Source organism: Photobacterium galatheae, assembly GCF_000695255.1.
Classification (GTDB): domain Bacteria; phylum Pseudomonadota; class Gammaproteobacteria; order Enterobacterales; family Vibrionaceae; genus Photobacterium; species Photobacterium galatheae.
The window spans coordinates 98,486-117,933 of record NZ_JMIB01000010.1 but is presented as its reverse complement, the minus strand read 5'-3'; the positions used below and the strand labels follow the sequence as shown (position 1 = coordinate 117,933).

The window sequence follows — 19,448 nt, the reverse complement described above, 5'->3', positions numbered from 1 at the left end:
ACTCTTGTTGCTGAGAAAGGCAACATTGTCTTAGACAGATGACTTTAGAACTTAGACAACCTGAATATGGAATAATAGAGATGGTTGCTTAAAAGAAAAGATCATTATCATGTCGGTGATAAGATAATCTTATTATTATAAATATTAATTAGAGGTAAATGAGCACTAAGACAAGATTATCACATTTTTGAGCAGTAGAACTTTCGTGACTTTTATCATTCAGTTCAGCCATTTTTTCGAGCGCAAGCGTTTTAGGGTGACATAATACAAACTATCATCTCTATTCTTCTAATGACATAAATCAATATTTCAATGTATAAAATGCGATAGGTGTCATATATATTGACAGATAAACAGTTAATCTGAGAACCATTATGCAATTAGGTGCATTTTGTCTTGTTGCTTCGTATTGCAATTGTTAGGTTTGCATTACTTACAGGGGTAAGTATTTTTCGAACTACATCACAAAGTCCAGTAGGATGCTGGCTCTGCACGATGCCAATGATGTAAGAGAGAAAGAGGTCTCTATGCTGGCGTTGGGCGTTTATTCCGAGGTGTGTATCGCCACACAATTGACCAATATTCACCGTGATACGATATACGAACCCGTCTATCACTCATTGATAGATCACTTAGAGGATGAAAAGCGCCACGCCGCAATTTTTGTGGATTTGATGCGTAAGTTTTGGGTCACGTCAGAATTAGCAGAAAAAAACTGTTCATTACTAAAATCTTTGCCATGTTCGATCTCAACGTTTCGTATATGGATAGAACGTGGATCGCCAACTACCTCACCTACATCGGAAAGCCTGAACTGTTTGTATTACTGCCCGTTCGAAAAGCGGAAGACAAATATGAAGACATCGCCAATTTTGCTGAAAGAACCTCTAAGGTACTGTTCGCGGAGCTGAATCGATTGGGCGCATGGCAAATCAAAGAGCTGAACGAGCTACTAACTCAATACCGTCTTTCCCGCATCGCCAAGGAGTTTGCTCATGCTTAGAGCCCGAATTTTAGTCTGCTTAGCTTCATTATCGTTGCTCTCCATGTTTCCAATGGATGTGTTCATATCCTCTTTTGACGATCTGGCCGAGCACTTTGCGATTCCATACGATGACACCATATCGTCCATCAGCCTATTCAGCTATGGTTTTGGTGTCGGAGTTCTGCTGGTCGGAATACTAGCCGAAAAATTGGGGGTCTCTAAAGTCTTGCTAGGCAGCTTAGTGCTGCTGCTAATGGCTAATCTATTATCACTTAATCATTACAATTATGATCTCTTCCTTGCCTCCCGCTTTTTACAAGGGCTTTTTTCTTCTTCGTTCGTAATGAGTACCTACATTATCAGAAACAGCTTTGAAGAGGGTGAGGGCGTACGCATACGTGCTTTGATTGCATCCATCTCCGCTATCGCCATCACACTGTCACCAATGCTGGGGGCAGAAATGACGATGCGCTTTGGTTGGAGTTCAATTATCGTCCTCGCTTGTGGCGCTTGTGTATTTACCGCTGCCAGCGTCTTGTTAATTAAAAAGCAGTTGTCTCAACCTAAGCAGGACAACAACACTCAAAACAACTTCATGTCCTCAAAAACGTTCTGGACATACAATGTCATATCCACATTGAACTTCTCGATTCACTTTGTGTTCGTCATGCTATCAGTGAAAATATTCACACAAGAATTCGGAGGCACATTGACAGAGTACGGCATAATGATGGTCTACTACGGTGCGGCATTGTTTGTATCAAACACGCTTATTTCACGCTTCAGTAACAAACTAGCATTTTCTGGCGCAAATTACGTATACATCGCTATCATTATACTTATAGCCTGCTTCATGATGCTACTCGTCAATCAGGGCATCGCCAACTTTTACTATTACTTCCCATTAATTGTGCTCGCGACTTTCTTCAGTGTTTACCTTTCCAATGTAACTATCAACAAAGCGATATTTGCCGTGAATGGCACGCCAATGGTGTCCTCAGTTATCGGTAGCATCAGGTTTATCACAGCGGGTACGCTCGGTTGGATCGGATTTAGCTATCAGTCTGGTGTGTTCTCCATTGCAACGCTATATTTGTTTTCATCTATATGCTCAATGGGCTTGTTGTGGATGGTACGACCGAAAGCAATCACACAGAACGATTTAAGTTATTAACACTTAGAGCTTTCCTATCGACTTAGGGAAGCTCATTGGTTCTGGTTTACCCATAAAGCCGTGGCCATGACAACTAGAAGCATGTATTAACCTGGTGGATTGCTGAGAAATTAAGCGATAACTTTCAACGCTCAAACATTTTTTGGTAAGTTGAATTCAGGATTAAACACAGCAAAGCTCGCGCTTAATCCTAACTCTTGAACAAGAACAATATCGCTATAAATTTATACGACGTTATACCAACACCAAAAGAGGAAAATCAATTTCGATGGAAACTCGATGGAAAATTCAAAGCACATGTTATCAATTCTCAGACTTATAATGCTCAACATGGAATGAGATAACGCCTGAATTATAGTGGTGTCGATGGGCGACATCTGATTATTTGCCTATTCCCTTAATCATGGTGGATCGCTAAGATAGAACAACTAAAGTGTCGCTGATATACCAGAATCCATAATTCAAAAATCCGCATCAATAAAGATAAAAGATCAATGTCATGTAAACGAATGTGATGGTTTTTATATTGTTGGTCTGGTATTGCGCCTGTGCATTTTCTGAGGTTATAGAGTATGAAGTTTAAACTGAATAAAGTGATCGTTATTTTTAGTGCTATGTTATTTCTTGCTGCATGTGATAGTGATGTATCAGGTCGAATACCAAATTTAGAGAGTACAGACAGTATTCAAGGTATCGACGCTGATGAGAATGGTATTCGTGATGATGTCGAGATTTATATTGACTCTCAATATATCGAATCTGAAAAGAATGAAGCGGCCCGGCAATATGCAAGAACGTTGCAGATGGCTTTACTCACGGACACATCTGATGTAGCAGCGGTCAAGAAAATTTCGGTAGAAGAAACCCTTGCCATCAGTTGCATTTATTCAAAGTTTAAAGATCAGGAAGGAGAAAAGCCAGCTGTTGTTGTTCAGCAAATCACATCTGTCACAACAAACACGAAATCCCGGCTTCTCAAAGATTTGGCTTTGTCGAAGGCTATGAACGGTATGGTGTTTACTCTTCCTGAAGGTGATAGTTGTGAATAAACGAAATAAAAAGATAATTGCATTTTCCATCTTAGTGGGTATTCCTTTGCAAAGATTTGCTTCACAAAATAGTAATCTCTGTAGTGAAAAAAATATTACTGCATTCGGTTTTTTAATGGCGTTCAAACAACTCGTCAAGAAGCTGTAGTGGCTTTGAATGAATTTAAAAATATATTCGAAGCGTCGAAGCAGTGACTCAATGAACAGATGGGAGGCACAATAAGTTATTTATCGAAAATTAGAGTCTATCCGCGTCACAAAAGGCACCACTGAAGCTTCCTCTGTAGTCAATATACCTTCACCTGCGCCCGTAAGGCTGCTCTATCATCTGATTTGAAGCATTTCAGAAATCAGGTGATTCAATCACATTGCGAACGGTGAGCTATGGCCTTTGCCGTCATGCAATTGGCGCATATTGTGTCGTTTCCTAATGCTCGCGACAGGTCGTCCCACATTCAGTTGCCAATCTGAAAAGCACTGAAAATATGATCCCGGCGCATTAATTTTCTAACCAGCCTCACTTTACATACATCTGTCGGAAACCCTTCGTTGGTGCACCATACGAATCAAGTTATTCTATTGTTCTCATTGAATATGGTCAGGGACAGAGGAATGCCTTCACCTCAGTATATTTTTGATGCCAATCTGCCACATTGCCAGTGGTGGTTAGCGATTACTTCGCCGCAAATTAGCTATAACCGGGAATTATATGATTATGATATTCCCGGAATGAAGAAGACACAGGATGATCTCGAAGCATGGGGACAAAGCTTTGCGAGTTCCTGGAATATCGAAAGTCGGCGTGACTGGCATCAAATGATTCATCAACTGGCGATGGCGGATGTCCATGGCAGTATTTGGAGTCATGAATTCAGTCGGCGGGCCTGCATGACAAGTGCGCAATGGCTGCGCCGGATTGAAGGTGTGGAGAGTGAGGTCGCAAAGGCCGAAATGCGCTATGTTGATGCTGTTTATCGTCATGTGGGTGAGGCGGGTTTCAAAGCCTGGGATTATTGTCGGGGATCTTTTTTGACCCGTGCCGGTTTTGCGGTTGGTCAGGTGACACAGGAAGAGTTTGCTTTTCTCCTGAATTATTTTTGTCGTCAGATTCAACACCATTTCTCAAGTTGGGATCAGTACCTGCAAAGCTTTATTCTCGGTCGGTGCTACTGGGAATATCTGAATGATCAAGACGATGACCTGGTGAATATTCCTTACCTGCTGAATAACGGATTCAACATTGGTGTCAGCAATTTCTTTGAGGCGATTGAATCTGATCCGGATGTTCCGATTCCGGCACTGGCGTGGCAGACGGCGTTACCGGAAATTCGAGCGCCAGAATCATTGGCTGCATTGTTGAATGAAGAGAAAGAGGGCTGAGCGTGAGTGTGTGGGATATTCTCGAGATAGAAGAAACGAACGATGAGCAGGCGATTAAGAAAGCTTATCGCGTGAAGTTGCGCCAGCATCATCCTGAAGAGGATCCGGAGGGATTTCAGCGGGTCCGTGAAGCCTATGAAAAAGCGCTGGTGTCTTTAAATCAGGCTAAAGAACCTGTTCAGGAACCTTCATCTACCCCAATTTATGAAAATGTTGCCGACAGTCCGCCAGATCCGAAAACCGGTGTGCCTGAAATACAGCCGGAGCGGCATCACCAGCTCACGGAAGCACTCAACAGCCTTCTGGCCGATTCACAGCGTCGTTTTCAGCCTGAGCAATGGCAGGGATGGATTGAAGAGATTCAGATGCTGTCCATTACTCAGCAGCAGATCATCTCAGATACTGCCGTTGACATTGTGCTGGCAAACCGCTGGCTCCCCGGGCAAGTGATTGAATGGCTCTGGCAAGGGCTGAGCTGGCAGTTGTTACTGACCGGGACACAGCAGCAAAGTGAAGTCGGGGAATTTCTGAATAGCTGGCGAAAACAGGAAATGTCTGTTGCGCTGTCGCATTTGAGTGTTCTGTCCGGTGCTGAACAGCGTGCCGCACTGAGTTTTCTGCGCCCTTTTCATATTGCACTGGGTTACGGAGATACAGAAGCCCTGCGACAAGTGATGCACCAGCCGATGCCGGTATTGATGTTACCGTCGGTTCAATTTCAGGTTTGTTTACTCCAAGCTTTTCTGGCCACGAATACTTATCCGGAAACAATTGCGGGCCAGATGATCGAGCGATTAGTGATTTCGTCTGCTGAGAGCCTGACAATTGAACAATGGGAAATCATTGGTGAGATCAGTGTCAGACTGGGGCTCGCAGAGGCCGTCGATCAGGTGACTGACCGTCTGTTGTCATTGAATGCCTTTGCTGAAGTCGCCGAAATACAGTATCAGCGGACCTTGGGCAATCAGAACATTCTGGCCTTATGTTATGCCTTTTTGCGGCAACAGTGGCAGCCATTACCTCCGGTATACTGGCGTGCAGAACGCAGATTGTTTCCGGCACCGGCGTCGGGCGTTGAGCGCAGGTTGTTCGATTGGTTATTTGGGCAGTTGACAGACCATGAACATCCGGCGTTTAACCATCGGCTTGATTTTGCCGGGCTGGATGGGCTGCCTGTATTACTGGTGAAAGCATTCTGGGCGGGTCGTTCTGGCAGTTGGGCCTGGCTCGAAAGCATCAAACAACAGCTTATCGCAGTCGAGGCCGCGGGAACTGATGCAAATTCAGCCCAATTGATCACGCTGACCTTGCACTGGGTTGCGGAAATACTGGCCACGCAAACCGGTTGTCCGTCGCTACAGCATAAACTTTCACTTTATGAAACGGATGCTTTCTTTGATGTTGAACCTCTGACGGATGACGAAATCAATTCTCAGACGAAAGCTCAGTGGCTTGAATGTGTGCTCCGTCATCCTATCATTCCGGACAGTTGGTTTTACCGGTTAATGGATGAGGAAATCCTGGTTCAGGAGGAGTTGTGGGAAGTGTCTGCCTATCCGATGTATGCAGATTCACTCAGCTTTTTCCGGAGCGTAAATCCAGACTTTCGTTTGTCCAGTTGTTGGCAGGATACGCCTTTTGAAGGCATGTTTGACTGGACATTGTTCTACTTCGCGCATATGTCTCCAGTGGGTTCCCCCAGACAGGCAATCGTTGAGGCAATGCCCGGATTACCTGAATCACAACAGCATGGGCCGATTGCTAAATTACTTCCGTTTGCTGCGCAGCCACTGGCTTATTTGTCTGATGCGCTCCGGGCACTGGACACACACCCGGAACAGTTTGTTTTCCGTGCCATTGTCGACGCTCAGATCACTTTGCTGACACGGAACTGTAATCAGTCTCAGTTAATCGTATTGGCTAAACTCGGGGAGGTGGCTGCATGTTGTGCGCTGTCTCGTATGTTAGAGCGTGAACATTTTGATGAGGCGATTGTTTACTGGAATCTCACCGCAGCGGCGCTGGACAGGCATCCTCATTTTCAGGATGTGGTTTCCTGGCAACAACAGTCGCTGCTCAGGCTCAGATCTGAAAATGGACTGGAACAAGAAAGCTATCTTGTGACAACACCAAACTTTATGCATGCGCTGCTGACGAAAGACAAGGCGTGGTTTATTCCTCCGGCAGAAATGGCGGATTATTCTCCGGTCGACGAGGCTAAGAACTTTCATTACCCGATGTATCATTTGCTGACTCAGTTGCATCTGGGATTGGGAGATAAAGGGTATGATCTGACATCCCTGAAGATGTTCACACATCGCCGTGAATTACAAACTGAGCTGCAACGAGAAACCACGGATGTTGCGATTGCGCATTTAGAAGGAATGTATCAACGTCGGCTTGAGCATGACATTCAAGTGAAAGGTAAAAAAGCGGCAACATTCAGTAAAACTCAATTATTGTGTTTACTGGTTGTCTTTTGTACCGCTTGGCTATTTTCATTTCCTTCCACATTTGGTGAGGTGGGTAAGCAAGAGGTTTTTCATCTCAGTCATGCTGGAAAATCCTTCGCCAAACTCTTTTTTATTCCGCTTTTTGTTTATCTTTTATGGCGAATCTCGTCTGCCATGATTGAAAAGGGGAATAAATATAAGTTTCTCATCTATTCAGTCTTTGTGTTGTGGGTTGCTCAGATGTCACAATCTTTGTTTTGTGCCCTCGTGACCTTAGTGACGCTTTTTTCAACGATCTGGGGTTTAACCGATCTTCTGGCAAATAAGGGCTGGGAGAAAAAAGTGGTGACATCCCGGAAAGTGAATCTGCGTAAGATACTTGGATTGAAAAAATAAAAAGAAATAAGACACGAGAGAAAGAGGCCGTATGGCCTCTTTTATTTTGTCTTGACACGAAATGTAAATTAATTGTTGCGAGCATGGTGTGCTGTATGATTGCACATCATTTTCACAAAAACTTTCATGCTGAACGTTTTATCACAATTCAATTGATTCGCCTGCACGAATCAAGTAAATTTCGTCATAATTTTGACGGGTTAATTCCAGTGCTCAAGTCCTGAAAAGATTCATGATTCAATCGATAGGTTGACTGTCATTGATCCGGAAGAATTTATATTGTGGTGAATGTGATCAATGTACTCAGTGAAGTACATGATTGATAAATAAGATGGAGAAAGAATGAAAACAATAACGAAGCATTTGAAAGGGATTGTTATCTTTGGCTTTGCACTTTTACTTTCGGCATGTTCGGTTACACCTCAGCCAACGGTCAAACTGGATGAAAGCCTGCTTTCAAATAATCTGAAAATTGGGGTTGTTTATATTCAGCCGACGGATAAAGCAACCACGCATATTTTAGGGGCAAACTGCTTGCTTTGCTATGGTGTCGCTTCAGCGTTAACCAGTAGCCTCGACACACATTTGGAAAGTACACTGACGAATGAAGAGCTGGACAAAATCAAAGCGCTTGTACTGTCTGAGTATGCGTCACGCTCAAATCAGGTAAAACTGGTTGATTTGGGGATGAACATCGCTGATCTGAAAGATTCTGATAAAGGTCTTGGCTTCGCAACAAAAGATTTTACCAGCTTGAAACAAACCATGGATCTAGACTTATTGGTTGTTTTACAAATTGACCAGCATGGTGCTTATCGTAGTTTCAGTGGCTATGTTCCAAATACTGATCCGCAAGGCTATGTCAAAGGTTTATTATATGCGGTTGATTTGAATACAAATGCGTATGTGCAGTATTTAGAAATTAATGAAAAAGTGCAGCCAAGTGGTGAGTGGGATGAGCCGACAGCCTTCCCAAATGTGACGATGTCATATTATCAGGCGATTGAAAATGTGAAACATCATATCCAGCAAGCGATTTAAGCATCAAAGGTTAACAAATGAGACTTTATTCATGCTTCCTCATGTTAACCGTGTTGTCTTTGGTGGGGTGCGGCAGCACCCCTTATCGGGATGACTACGCGCAATACACCAATCAGCTGTCTAATGGTACGATTTCAGAGTCAGGGTTTCAGTTCAGTTTTGAAGATGCCACATTCGTTGATATGCGGGGCGTCTACTTGCCGGATGATTCAATTGATTCAACTCAAATCATGTATCAGGGAGCCGGTGGATTGGTTGGGTTGCTGGCCCAAATTGGGACCCATTCTGCGATCATCCAGTCCCAGAGAACGGAAAAATTGGTTCAAGAGCAAGAGAAAGCGAATCAGAAAATCTTGTCATTAATTGAGGTGACGAAAGATATTCCTTTAACGACACTGATTGGGGAATATGATGCGCTTTTATTGCAAGGTGATCCCCAAAGCGCGCAAACGATCAGAATGAAGCCTATTTTTTTCAGTAATGCTGAAATGAATCGGCTGTCTTTAAAATCGGTTGTCTGGCTGCCCAATGAGGGTCAGAACGATGTCAGGTATAAGAACCTGATTCAGATTTATGGGCCGACTTTAGATGAGCTTCAACGCAACCGCATTCTGAATGGTGATCGGGAAGAGTTAGCACAAATATTATCCTCTCTATTAAAGGGGATGATATATATCGCTAAAAATGAACTGACCGGCAAGTACACCTCGACTGAAGCGAAGCAGCAGACGTTCCTGATCGAAAATGATGCTGGGGTGAAAGCGATCCGCGGGACAGTGGTTGAGGAGAAATGCGGATATCAAATCATCAAGGATATCCGTTCGTGGTATATGGCTTATCCAAAACCTGCGACGACCATGCAAAACTTTAAAACACAATGCTAAAAGAACGGGAATATGTTCTCATATTCCCGGTTTGTGCGCGGGTTTTATAGCTTTTTAGTGAAACCCCCACATCTTCAACTGCTGTTCGATATTTTTTCTCGCATGGTTGATGGTTTGCTCATGCTGGCTTTCTAAAGCCTGAGTAAAGTGCAGGATGAGCTGCTCGACCATCTGTCTTTCATGGGCAAGCTTTTCTTCATACAGCCTGTTGAGTTTTTCTGTCAGGGCGATATTGGGCAGCTTATCTCGCGGATGGGATTTCAGTTTGGCCAGTCGCTCGTGACTGGCGCGTTTATCTTCGTCACTCATGCCGACAGGCGTGCGATCAATGACCTTCTGGATTGTGGTATTGGTCGATAGAATGGTGACATCGACTTCCAGTAGGCCATTGATGTCGTAACTGAATCGGACATCAATAGCCTCAGCGCCGGCGTGATTGGCCGGGACCTCAATCTCAAAGTCACTGATAAAGATGTTTTCCCGAGCCCAGAATCGTTCACCCTGATACAGGGCAATGCGGACTTTGGTCTGCTGATCGTAGGCGGTATTGAAACGTTCGACTCTGGATGTCGGAATGACAGTATTGCGTTCAATGATTGGGCTGAAGACATCCGTTTGACCGTCACGATTCGCCGCAATCCCCAGACTGAACGGGCAGACATCGGTCAGGACGATTTCTTCAACGGCTTTGTCACGCAATCGGCAGGCTGCCTGCGTGGCTGCGCCCATCGCGACGACCAAATCGGGATCCAGCGTATTTTGTCCGAAGCGGCCAATCAGTCGCGTTGCCAGTTGTTGTACCTGGCGCAATCGGGTCGCCCCGCCCACAAAAATCAGTTCATCGATCTCTTCTGTGCTGATCCGGGCATCGCTGAGCGCACGTCGCAAGGGCTGTGATAACCTCAGCAACGTACTTTTCCAGATCTCTTCTAACTGGAATGGTGTCAGAGAAAAGCTCCGGTTAAAGGGATCTGCAAGGCTGATTGTGAAGTCTGAGTTATTCTGCTTTTTGGCGGTTTCGCAGGCACTGACAATTTTAGCCATGTCGTTGAGGCTGAGATCGCTCGGGTTCACCTTGAGCTGATCGATGACATATTCAGCGAGCTGGCGAGTGAAATCTTCTCCACCGAGCTGGTTATCACCGGCTGAGGCACGTACATCAACAAAACCATCCTGATGCTCCACAACGGTTACATCGAATGTCCCGCCTCCCAAGTCGAACACAAGAAAGCGACGTTCATGCGTTTCATGCAGGCTGTAGGCAAGGCAGGCTGCTGTGGGTTCGTTGATCAACCTGACAGCGATTAATCCAGCCAGCTCAGCAGCCTGATGAATCTGCTTGCGCTGTTGATCACTGAAATAAGCCGGAACGGAGATTACCACTTGTTTGATACTCGTTCCCAGATAGGCTTCTGCGTCGTCTTTCAGTGAGCGTAGAATTAAGGCACAAAGTTCTGTTGGTGTGTAGCGTGTTTTGCCGAGCTGATAGGTTTTCTCTGTGCCCAGGAAGCGTTTAAATGCTGCTGCGGTTTCCTGCGGACGTGTGATCAGGCGGGAGCGTGCAGCATCACCAATGAGAACTTGCCCACGCTCATCAATGCTGACAACAGACGGTGTCAGATAGCTTCCCAGCGCATTCGGAATCAGTTCAGGTTTCCCGTCTCGCCAGACTGCAATGGCACTGTTTGTTGTGCCTAAATCAATGCCAATGGCCAGTTCACTGTTTTCAATCACACGTACATCCACTGCTTTCTCCATGAAACCAGCAGAATAGCAAGAGATATGTTTACGGCCAATGCATTGATTTCAAAGATGTGATGCCTTGAGTAAACCTGATTTCCTTTTGAAATGTTCAGGCGAGTGTTTTCTTTACGTCACCACTACCGTGGCCATAGTGACAGCGGTGGCGGCAGAATGCTCGTACAAGAATTGTGTGATTGAACTCACAGATAATTTACTTAGCCTGCTAACTAGTTTATATTGCTTAGCAGGCTAAGTAATTAAGGCAATTAATCATGGTTCAGGACGTCAACATTTTGCGGGATCTGCCTGTGGCAGAGCAGTTAGGCCGGGTGTCCCGGTTATGGAAAACAGTTGCTGATCGAGAGCTGGCCCCTTTGGGGCTGACCTATCCTCGCTGGACAGCGTTGTGGAAGTTGCAACGGCTTGGCGACAACGTCAGCCAGAAGACGCTGGCAGAGGCATTGGAAATCGAATTGGCTTCGCTCATGCGAACCCTGAAGCATCTTGAAGATCAGTCGCTGGTCACGCGTCGCAGCTGTGAAAAAGACAAACGCGCCCGCATTGTCAGTCTGACAGATGAGGGGCGTCATTTGATCAGCCAGATGGAAACCCGAATTTTGCAAGTGCGGCGTAAGTTGCTCATGCATATTAATGATCAGGAATCTCAGATGCTGAGCCTGATTCTGGAGCAAATTGCCCATAATGCTCTCGACTTTCTTAGCCAGAATACAGACCAAGCATCCAAGGAGAAATAAACGCCTATGACCCCTGATCAGAAATTTGCGCGCTGGATAAAATATGCCTGCTTTGCGTTTGTCCTTGTCTTTGGTTATTTCCTGATGGCCGATCTGGCGATGCCGTTAACGCCTCAGGCGATGGCCACTCGGGTGGTGACGAAAGTTGCGCCACGGGTGAGTGGCCAGATTACCGAGATTTATGTCTCTAATAATCAGATGGTGCACAAAGGGGATGTTCTCTTTGATATTGATCCGGCGCCATACAAGCTGGCTGTTGAGCAGGCATACCTGAAACTGGAAAAGGTGACTCAGAATAATGCCCAGCTGGATGCATCGATTCTGGCTGCCCAAGCTGATGTGAAAGCAAATGAAGCTGTGTTGCAGCAGAAAATACGCGAAGCACACCGTCTCAATACGCTTTTCCTGCGGAATGGCACGTCGCGTCAGTTACGCGATGATGCGCAAAGTGCATCGTTGGCGGCAAAAGCCAATTTGGCAGCATCTGAAGCACGTTTACAGGAACTGAAAGTCAGCCGCGGTGAAACGGGTGATCTGAACCTGAACATTCGTGTTGCCAGAAACCAGCTTGAGCAAGCCGAGCTGAACTTATCTTATACCCGTGTGGAAGCCAGGCACGATGGGGTAATCACCAATCTGCAATTGGAAAAAGGGGCTTATGCGGCAGCCGGAAATCCATTGGTGGCCTTAGTGTCTGGTGACGTTGATATCATTGCGGATTTCCGCGAAAAAAGCCTTCGCCATTTCTCGCAGAATAGCCAGGCATTGATTGCTTTTGACAGTCAGCCCGGTCAGGTTTTTGCTGCCCATATCAGTAGTCTGGATGCCGGGGTCAGCTCGGGTCAGTTTGATGCCAATGGTCGCCTTGCTGCGCCAACCGAGTCTAACCGATGGGTACGGGATGCCCAGCGTATGCGGTTGCACTTTCATGTCGATGGCAATTTACCGACGCAATTGCCTGCCGGTGCAAGAGCGACGGTACAGCTGGTGCCTGAAAATGGGTTATTCGCCTGGGTTGCTCAGGCTCAGATTCAGTTTCTGAGCACGCTACATTATATTTATTAACCGGAGGCGTCATGAAGTTATGGGATCATCCCATGTCGGAAAATGATTTCCGGCAATGTCTGAGAATCGCAACCGGTGCCACACTTGGTTTTACCATCTGTAAGTTATTTGGCTGGAACTACGGGGTGTTTTTTACCGTGGTGCCCATGCTGCTTCTGGGGATGGTGCCTGTGATGAGTGCCCATGCTGCCCGCCAGTTGTTCGCAGCTGCCATTGTCTGCGGACTGGAGGTCGGAATTCTTGGGGGACTGTTCGGCGGCCATCCCGGCATCATGACGCTGATCGTTTTTGTGCTCTTTCTTTATAAATTTGCCTGTATGTCGAAAGGCCCACTGTTTTTGTTTGGTGCAAACAGTGTACTGAGCCTGAGTATCATGCTGCATTTCGCCAGCTATCCCGGTGTCGATCTGAATGAACTGATTTTCGGCAATCTGCTGGCCAGCGTTCTGTCTGTCATCATTGCTTATCTGGTGACCTTTCTGATTCCGGATGCCGAACCACGTCAGCCACCGCCACGTCCGTCAGAACCTAAAGGGTCTCACCGGATGCGCCATGAAGCTTTACTGGGGGCAAGTATCGCAACCCTGTCATTTCTGGTGTTTCAGGTTTTTGATCTCAATGATTCTATGTCTGCTCAGGCAACAACCTTGTTACTGCTGTTTCCGATGCATTGGAATGGTGCGCTGGGATATGCCAGAAAGCGGGCGATGGGAACTTTGCTAGGGGTGAGCTTCGGGGTCGCTGGCCAGCTGTTTCTTTATGACTGGGCGGATATGCTGGTGTTGATTATTCCGCTGTTATGGATTGGTGCGATGATCTTCAGCTACATGCATGTTAAAGAGTCCAGTGGTTCGGGCGCCGGCTTTGGCGGGCTGACCACCCTGGGGATATTGTTTGGTCAGTATCTGACGCCCGGGAATGATTTGATCTTCAGTGCCCTTTATCGTGTCAGCAGTATCTTTTTTGCCATCGTGGTGACTTTACTGGTGACTTACCTGGTTCATCGTCTCCTGAACAGTTTTGAGGCAACACGGTTTCACGTTGCTTCATAGTTGAATGAAAAGGGAAGTGTTCACTCCGGTGTCCGTTTGCCCTGTTTCCAGAATCTGTCGGTGCCCGACAGATTTTTATTCTTGAGATCGATCATGTCCAGACCTCATGTGGTATGTCTGTTCCTGATGATTTTGTCGATGACCGTCACCCGCCGGACGATTGGGCTGAAGCACAGGGTCCGGATGGCATCAAACGATACTGGCGCAAAAAATCAATCGGGCATTGCGGGTTTTCCGACCGAAATTGTGCAGCGGGCCGCACTGATTGAGGCAGAAGAACAGTAACATAGTGACAACATTTTATGACCGAATTCGCATATACTTATTTTGCGAAATGGCTTAAGGGTATACATTTCTTTTTTCTTTGATATCAGATAACAACGGAGGCGATTTTCTGAGTCACAATAGTCACTTTGTTGCTTATGACGGCAAGGTGATAGCGTGAAATTAGGGAATATCTCAATAAAAATAAAGTTACAGCTGCTTGTGGTGATTGCTGCAGGCATTATCGTCTCTGTCTGTATTTATAATCTGGCGTTACAACGCTCTGCATCGTTTCAGGAGCGGCAAGATAAGTTGCGGGCTCAGGTTGAAACAGCGCATAGCATTGTTCAGTATTTTGCAGGACAAGTGGCTGTACTTGGGAAAGAACAGGCGCAGACGATGGCCAAGCGAGCCATTGAGCAACTGCGTTACGATGGTGATAATTATTTTTGGATCACCAATCCTCAGCAGAAGGTGATTCTGCATCCCCTGAAACCGGAGTTGAATGGTGCCGATGCGTCGACCATTCGTGATGGCTCCGGAAAATTCCATTGGCAGGAAATGGCAAGTATTGCCGCGTCGACCGGGCAAGGCTTTCTGGATTATACCTGGCGGGCACCGGATGGCCGCCTGCACGATAAAATCTCTTATGTGATGTATTTCTCGGAATGGGAGTGGGTTCTGGGTTCAGGTATTCTGGTCTCAGATATTCAGGATGCCTTCTATCTCAGCCTGGCGAAAGAGGCAGGGTTCGCCGTCATTGCCATTCTTCTCTTGGGTTTGGTTGGCTATGTGTTGGCCCGTGATATTGTCACACCACTGAATGCACTGGTGGATAAGGTCCACGATATTGCCGATGGCAATTTGAGAGTTCGACTTCGGAAAAACCGCAAAGATGAAATTGGTGTGATGGGGAATGAAGTGGATCGCATGCTGGATAAACTGCAATCGGCAATGAAAGTTGCCAGTGAGTCGGCGGCGCATTCCCGAGATATGGCTAGCCGGATTGCTGGTGCCAGTGAGGAAACGGCTTCCAGTGTCGAGTCTCAGCATCTGCAACTGGAGCAGCTTTCTGCGGCGATGAATGAAATGTCTGCGACGATCAATGATGTTGCGCAGAATGCGGAAAGTACATCAGAAGCAACCAAAGGCGTTTCGGCGCAGGCGCATGACAGCAGTATTCAGATGAAAGCGACCAGTGACAATATCCAGTCGGTGGCCGAAAACATTACGGAAGCCGACAGCCTGGTGAACCAGCTGCTGAACGGCGTCAAAGAAATTCATGCGGTCGTGAACGTGATTCAGGATGTGTCTGAACAGACCAACCTGCTGGCACTGAATGCAGCGATTGAAGCCGCCAGGGCGGGGGAAATGGGCCGTGGTTTTGCGGTGGTCGCAGATGAAGTCCGCAATCTGGCCAGCCGTACCCAGCAGTCGACCTCGGAAGTGAAAGCCAGTATTGATCGTCTGACGCAGATTGCCGAGCAGTCCAGCCAGACCATGCAGTCCAGTCATCATCAGGCGGCGGCTTGTGTGGATGTTGCCCTGGAAACCCGGGCGACGTTTGACACCATGGTTGCTGATCTGAACGAAACCACAGACAGAGTTGTGCTGATTGCGGCAGCAGCGGAACAGCAGGGCATTGTGGCAAACGAGATGAATGAAAACGTCAGCAGCATTCACTTGTCTGCCAACGCCATGAAAGAAGCATCAATGAATCTGGCCCAGGAAAGTCAGGCGATGGCAGAGGCTTCAGAAGTATTGAACCAGCATCTGGCGTATTTTAAAGTATGATTTGATTGTGCGGACAGACAGGGAAAACCTGTCTGTCTGTCTGTTAACCATGGTTGTCAGACGATGATGTCTGTGCGCTGGCCTTCCGGGCAAGGCTGCTTTCTGGACTGACGCGCCAGGCGCTCGATGAAAATTTCCGGGGCGAGTGGTTTGTCATACAGATATCCCTGAAAATACTGAATGTGCCGTTGTTTCAGATACGCTTCCTGAGTCAGGTTTTCGACCCCTTCGGCTACAATCTCAATATTTAGCCGCTCAGCGAGATCGACCACGTTGTCAACAATATGACTTGGTCTGTCGAGGGATCCAATCTTGCGGATAAAGCTTTTATCAATCTTGAGAATATCGATCTCGAACTGGTTGATATAGCTGAGTGATGCGTGTCCGGTGCCGAAGTCATCCAGTGCGATTTGCGCGCCCAGTGTGCGCAGTTTGTCAAACAGGCGGATGGCACGCGTGGTACTCTGAATCAACTCCCGTTCGGTCAGTTCAATGATGAGTTGAATTTTGCCATTCGGGAAAGATGACAAAAAGTGCTGGCAGTCTTCATAAAAAGTCAGGTCATTGCATTGCTCCGGGCTGATGTTAATCGCCAGATGGAATCCGTCCGGCAGTAGCGGTTGGTGCTCTATGAGATGGTTTTTGACTTTGGATAGCGCCTGCGAGGTCATTTTGTGGATCAGTCCGGTCGTTTCAGCCAGAGGAATAAACTGGTCTGGCATCATGAACCCCTGTTTCGGATGATTCCAGCGCAGCAGGACTTCTGCACCACAGATATCGCCATGCGGATTCACAATGGGTTGCAGGAGCGGTATGAAGTCATCATTCGAGACGGCTTGGTACAATGCTTCCCGCAAAGAAAGAGGACGGTTCAGGTACTGATAGAACATGATTCCGGCGCTGAGCGCAATGATGCAACTGAGGATGACCGGAAGTGCAAATGAATTGCCCAAATAACTCAGATACATTTTTTCACTCAGGACTGAAGTAATCGTGAGTTGCTGATTATCGGAGTTCAAGGCAATCCTTGTGCCTTTGGTCTCTGGTGAATAGCCTGTACTGTAAGTCACGTTCTGACGATTATTTAAAGTGATCGTCAGTGGAATATGATTGCTAAGGGTATTGAGTAGTTTCTTGATGTATTGAATATCAATACTTGCAATTGCATAGCGTTCACCCTGTCGATGGCTGATGAATAGGATCTTTTCATCTGGATTGAAATAATTGTGTGTCTTAATGAAAACGGTATCGTCCACTTCAAAATAAGTCTGATCACTTTTTGACAATTCCTGATCAAACAGAGAGGAACAATAGATGTAGTTATCCTGAATCAGGTTGACAGAACGGATATTGGGCGCAAGCGTGGCCATTCGCTTTAATTGGCCTGTTGTCTGATTGTCGCAATGGGCTTCGAGTAAAAGCGATGCCTGAAAGGTGGTGTTTAATGCTTCATCCAGGATGTTCTGAAGCAGCGACATGATCATTGCTTCTTTTTCCGAAACGATGTTTTGAAGGCTGTTTCTTGCTTGTAAATAGATCCCGGAAAAGCTGATAGAGAAAATGAAGAGCGCCAGAAAAGAAGCCATGAGAGCGTGTTTTATCAATGCTTTTGGCGGGTTTTTATTGTTTTCTTTGCATGTTGTGTTCATAAGGTTCAGGTAAATAAAGAAGTTGTTGTGTTTTGTTTTATGAATGATTGTTATCTTTATAATTCTTGATGTAAATGACTTGCTTGGTTAAATTTCCGTAAAAATATTCGCATTGATATGCCGACAATCAATTGATCTCTGTCAATATCCGGTGTGCCTCAATTTTTCTGGTTTCTCCTTGTCTCTGCGGTGTAAAAATCATTCTGGGCGAATGCCCAATTTTTGCTATTTATTGGGTGCCTTCTTTAAAGAATAGAGAGTCACGGCCACATCCTCTCGGTCAAAGTGAGGGACTTTAATCCTTGTTTTTATGTGTCCTGTTTAATATTGTGGCCGCTTGGCAAATAAATTTATCAGCAGTCAGGTAAATCATGACGATCAGACCCGTATCCCCGGCAGACGCTGCCGCATTGGTAACACTGTTTTATCGATTGGATGAAGAAACAACGTGGATGTTATTTGAGCCGGGAGAACGGCAATTAACGGTGGCGCAGCAGTCGGAGCACATTGCAGCTTTTACGGGAAGTCGTCAGCAAGTGATGTTTGTCGCGGAAGCTGAGGACAATCAGATTGCTGGTTTTGTGGTGGGAATCGGTGGCCATGCCAACCGGAACCGACATGCGATGTATTGCGTCATTGGTGTTCGCCAGAGCCATCAAGGGAAAGGGATCGGGCGAAAATTACTCAGCGCACTGGAATCCTGGGCTGAAAGTCATGCATTTCATCGTCTTGAATTAACGGTGATGGCGCTTAACACAGTCGCGCGGCAACTGTATCAGTCAGCGGGGTTTCAGGAGGAAGGCATCAAGCGGGATGCCATGCGGGTTGATGGTGCATTTATTGATGAAATCTATATGGCCAAGCTTTTGCGAGCGTCATGAGTGATTGGTCAGAACGAAAGAATAGACATTGCGAAAAAGTTGGAGTCATCATGATTGAGTTACAAACCCCCCGATTGATTATCAGGCCATGGAAAGCGGCTGACCTCGTTCCTTTTGCGGCGATGTCGGCAGACCCGGCGGTGATGCGCTATTTTCCATCGACACTGACAGAAGAAGAAAGTCAGCAGGCTGCCGATCGTGCACAATCGCTGATTGAGGAAAAGGGCTGGGGTTTCTGGGCGGTTGAGCTGAAAGAAACCGGGGCGTTTATCGGTTTTGTCGGACTGCACTATCAGGATTCAGAGATTCCCAACGCGCCCTTTATTGAAATTGGCTGGCGGCTGGCGTCCGAATACTGGGGCAGAGGGCTTGCGCCGGAGGCGGCTGAACGCGCCTTGCAATTTGCTTTTGATGAACTCAATGCATCAGATGTTTATGCCTTTACAGCGCTCCCGAATCAGCCGTCACAACGGGTGATGCAAAAGCTGGGAATGACCGACTGTCAGCAGAACTTTTTGCATCCCAAATTGCCGGCTGATCATCCACTGGCTGAGCATTGTCTGTACCGGATTTCACGCACGGAATGGCTGGTCAGCAGTTGATCATTGTTGTGGGCACAAAGGAGATTGTTCGCGCCGGGCCATCGGGCCTGTATCGCATCACTCTGGCCAAGAAAAGCCCTCTTCGGAGGGCTTTTTGTCAAATGGAGAGCACTGTAAGTATGCTGTCCCGCGGGTAAGACGCTGTATCGTTCTGGCGTCTCATCTGATTGAATTTCAGTGCATCTTTACGGATAGGCTACGCTTTAAATGGCTGTCGGTCTTTCGAAACTCGGAAGCAATGCAGCCCGAAGGGCCGTGCGTGTTGGCGCTGCTGAACGTAC

The 19,448-nt window shown here is 46.6% G+C and carries 16 protein-coding genes; 14 read left to right on the top strand and 2 right to left on the bottom strand.

Going from position 1 to position 19,448, the window contains the following annotated elements:
• Positions 1 to 763: 763 nt before the first annotated feature.
• From EA58_RS07060 to EA58_RS07030, 7 genes are all read left to right on the top strand, one after another.
• Positions 764 to 1,003: a hypothetical protein gene (locus EA58_RS07060; RefSeq protein ID WP_152547959.1), complete on the top strand. Its 240-nt coding sequence runs from the start codon at positions 764 to 766 to the stop codon at positions 1,001 to 1,003.
• Positions 996 to 2,159 (top strand): MFS transporter, encoded by a 1,164-nt coding sequence (locus EA58_RS07055; RefSeq protein ID WP_036750748.1) that lies wholly within the window; start codon positions 996 to 998, stop codon positions 2,157 to 2,159. Before EA58_RS07060 ends, EA58_RS07055 begins: the two co-directional genes overlap by 8 nt.
• Positions 2,160 to 2,731: 572 nt before the next feature.
• Complete coding sequence (locus tag EA58_RS07050; protein WP_036750747.1) at positions 2,732 to 3,208, top strand: hypothetical protein; 477 nt, start codon at positions 2,732 to 2,734, stop codon at positions 3,206 to 3,208.
• 612 nt (positions 3,209 to 3,820) lie between these two features.
• Positions 3,821 to 4,588 (top strand): DUF1266 domain-containing protein, encoded by a 768-nt coding sequence (locus EA58_RS07045; protein ID WP_036750745.1) that lies wholly within the window; start codon positions 3,821 to 3,823, stop codon positions 4,586 to 4,588.
• A gap of 2 nt (positions 4,589 to 4,590) precedes the next feature.
• Complete coding sequence (locus EA58_RS07040) at positions 4,591 to 7,437, top strand: J domain-containing protein (RefSeq protein WP_036750742.1); 2,847 nt, start codon at positions 4,591 to 4,593, stop codon at positions 7,435 to 7,437.
• Between the two features lie 342 nt (positions 7,438 to 7,779).
• Positions 7,780 to 8,478 (top strand): hypothetical protein, encoded by a 699-nt coding sequence (locus EA58_RS07035; protein WP_051641937.1) that lies wholly within the window; start codon positions 7,780 to 7,782, stop codon positions 8,476 to 8,478.
• Between the two features lie 17 nt (positions 8,479 to 8,495).
• Positions 8,496 to 9,362, top strand: coding sequence for a hypothetical protein (locus tag EA58_RS07030; protein WP_152547957.1), 867 nt, complete (start codon positions 8,496 to 8,498; stop codon positions 9,360 to 9,362).
• A 54-nt stretch (positions 9,363 to 9,416) separates the two neighbouring features.
• On the opposite strand, the gene EA58_RS07025 is transcribed toward EA58_RS07030, so the two are convergent.
• Positions 9,417 to 11,108 carry an Hsp70 family protein gene (locus tag EA58_RS07025; RefSeq protein ID WP_235199571.1) on the bottom strand — a complete coding sequence of 564 codons (1,692 nt, stop codon included), beginning with the start codon at positions 11,106 to 11,108 and terminating at the stop codon, positions 9,417 to 9,419.
• Positions 11,109 to 11,377: 269 nt separating this feature from the next.
• Between EA58_RS07025 and EA58_RS07020 the strand changes: the two genes are divergently transcribed.
• The 5 genes from EA58_RS07020 to EA58_RS07000 all read left to right on the top strand — a co-directional run bounded on the left by EA58_RS07020 (position 11,378) and on the right by EA58_RS07000 (position 16,035).
• Entirely contained in the window at positions 11,378 to 11,860 is a 483-nt protein-coding gene (locus EA58_RS07020; protein WP_036750739.1) for a MarR family transcriptional regulator, read from the top strand.
• A gap of 6 nt (positions 11,861 to 11,866) precedes the next feature.
• Positions 11,867 to 12,925, top strand: coding sequence for an HlyD family secretion protein (locus EA58_RS07015; RefSeq protein WP_036750737.1), 1,059 nt, complete (start codon positions 11,867 to 11,869; stop codon positions 12,923 to 12,925).
• Positions 12,926 to 12,936: 11 nt separating this feature from the next.
• Entirely contained in the window at positions 12,937 to 13,977 is a 1,041-nt protein-coding gene (locus EA58_RS07010) for a DUF2955 domain-containing protein (RefSeq protein ID WP_036750736.1), read from the top strand.
• Between the two features lie 93 nt (positions 13,978 to 14,070).
• The gene (locus EA58_RS07005; RefSeq protein ID WP_036750735.1) at positions 14,071 to 14,262 is read left to right on the top strand and encodes a hypothetical protein; all 192 of its coding nucleotides are present in this window, start codon (positions 14,071 to 14,073) and stop codon (positions 14,260 to 14,262) included.
• Between the two features lie 156 nt (positions 14,263 to 14,418).
• Entirely contained in the window at positions 14,419 to 16,035 is a 1,617-nt protein-coding gene (locus tag EA58_RS07000; RefSeq protein WP_036750734.1) for a methyl-accepting chemotaxis protein, read from the top strand.
• A 56-nt stretch (positions 16,036 to 16,091) separates the two neighbouring features.
• On the opposite strand, the gene EA58_RS06995 is transcribed toward EA58_RS07000, so the two are convergent.
• Positions 16,092 to 17,513: an EAL domain-containing protein gene (locus EA58_RS06995; RefSeq protein ID WP_161781020.1), complete on the bottom strand. Its 1,422-nt coding sequence runs from the start codon at positions 17,511 to 17,513 to the stop codon at positions 16,092 to 16,094.
• 542 nt (positions 17,514 to 18,055) lie between these two features.
• On the opposite strand from EA58_RS06995, the gene EA58_RS06990 reads away from it, so the two are divergent.
• Together EA58_RS06990 and EA58_RS06985 are read left to right on the top strand one after the other, a co-directional pair.
• Positions 18,056 to 18,565, top strand: coding sequence for a GNAT family N-acetyltransferase (locus EA58_RS06990; protein ID WP_036750732.1), 510 nt, complete (start codon positions 18,056 to 18,058; stop codon positions 18,563 to 18,565).
• Positions 18,566 to 18,618: 53 nt separating this feature from the next.
• A complete protein-coding gene (locus EA58_RS06985) occupies positions 18,619 to 19,167 on the top strand; it encodes a GNAT family N-acetyltransferase (protein ID WP_200872165.1) in 549 nt (182 codons plus the stop codon).
• The last annotated feature ends 281 nt before the right edge of the window (positions 19,168 to 19,448 follow it).

Bases quoted from the DNA above. Each gene is read 5' to 3' on its own strand.
- EA58_RS07050 (WP_036750747.1), top strand. From the start codon at position 2,732: ATGAAGTTTAAACTGAATAAAGTGATCGTTATTTTTAGTGCTATGTTA.
- EA58_RS07015 (WP_036750737.1), top strand. From the start codon at position 11,867: ATGACCCCTGATCAGAAATTTGCGCGCTGGATAAAATATGCCTGCTTT.
- EA58_RS06995 (WP_161781020.1), bottom strand. From the start codon at position 17,513: ATGTCGCTGCTTCAGAACATCCTGGATGAAGCATTAAACACCACCTTT.
- EA58_RS07010 (WP_036750736.1), top strand. From the start codon at position 12,937: ATGAAGTTATGGGATCATCCCATGTCGGAAAATGATTTCCGGCAATGT.
- EA58_RS07035 (WP_051641937.1), top strand. From the start codon at position 7,780: ATGAAAACAATAACGAAGCATTTGAAAGGGATTGTTATCTTTGGCTTT.
- EA58_RS07055 (WP_036750748.1), top strand. From the start codon at position 996: ATGCTTAGAGCCCGAATTTTAGTCTGCTTAGCTTCATTATCGTTGCTC.
- EA58_RS07060 (WP_152547959.1), top strand. From the start codon at position 764: ATGGATAGAACGTGGATCGCCAACTACCTCACCTACATCGGAAAGCCT.
- EA58_RS07020 (WP_036750739.1), top strand. From the start codon at position 11,378: ATGGTTCAGGACGTCAACATTTTGCGGGATCTGCCTGTGGCAGAGCAG.
- EA58_RS07005 (WP_036750735.1), top strand. From the start codon at position 14,071: ATGTCCAGACCTCATGTGGTATGTCTGTTCCTGATGATTTTGTCGATG.
- EA58_RS06990 (WP_036750732.1), top strand. From the start codon at position 18,056: ATGACGATCAGACCCGTATCCCCGGCAGACGCTGCCGCATTGGTAACA.
- EA58_RS07045 (WP_036750745.1), top strand. From the start codon at position 3,821: ATGCCTTCACCTCAGTATATTTTTGATGCCAATCTGCCACATTGCCAG.
- EA58_RS07030 (WP_152547957.1), top strand. From the start codon at position 8,496: ATGAGACTTTATTCATGCTTCCTCATGTTAACCGTGTTGTCTTTGGTG.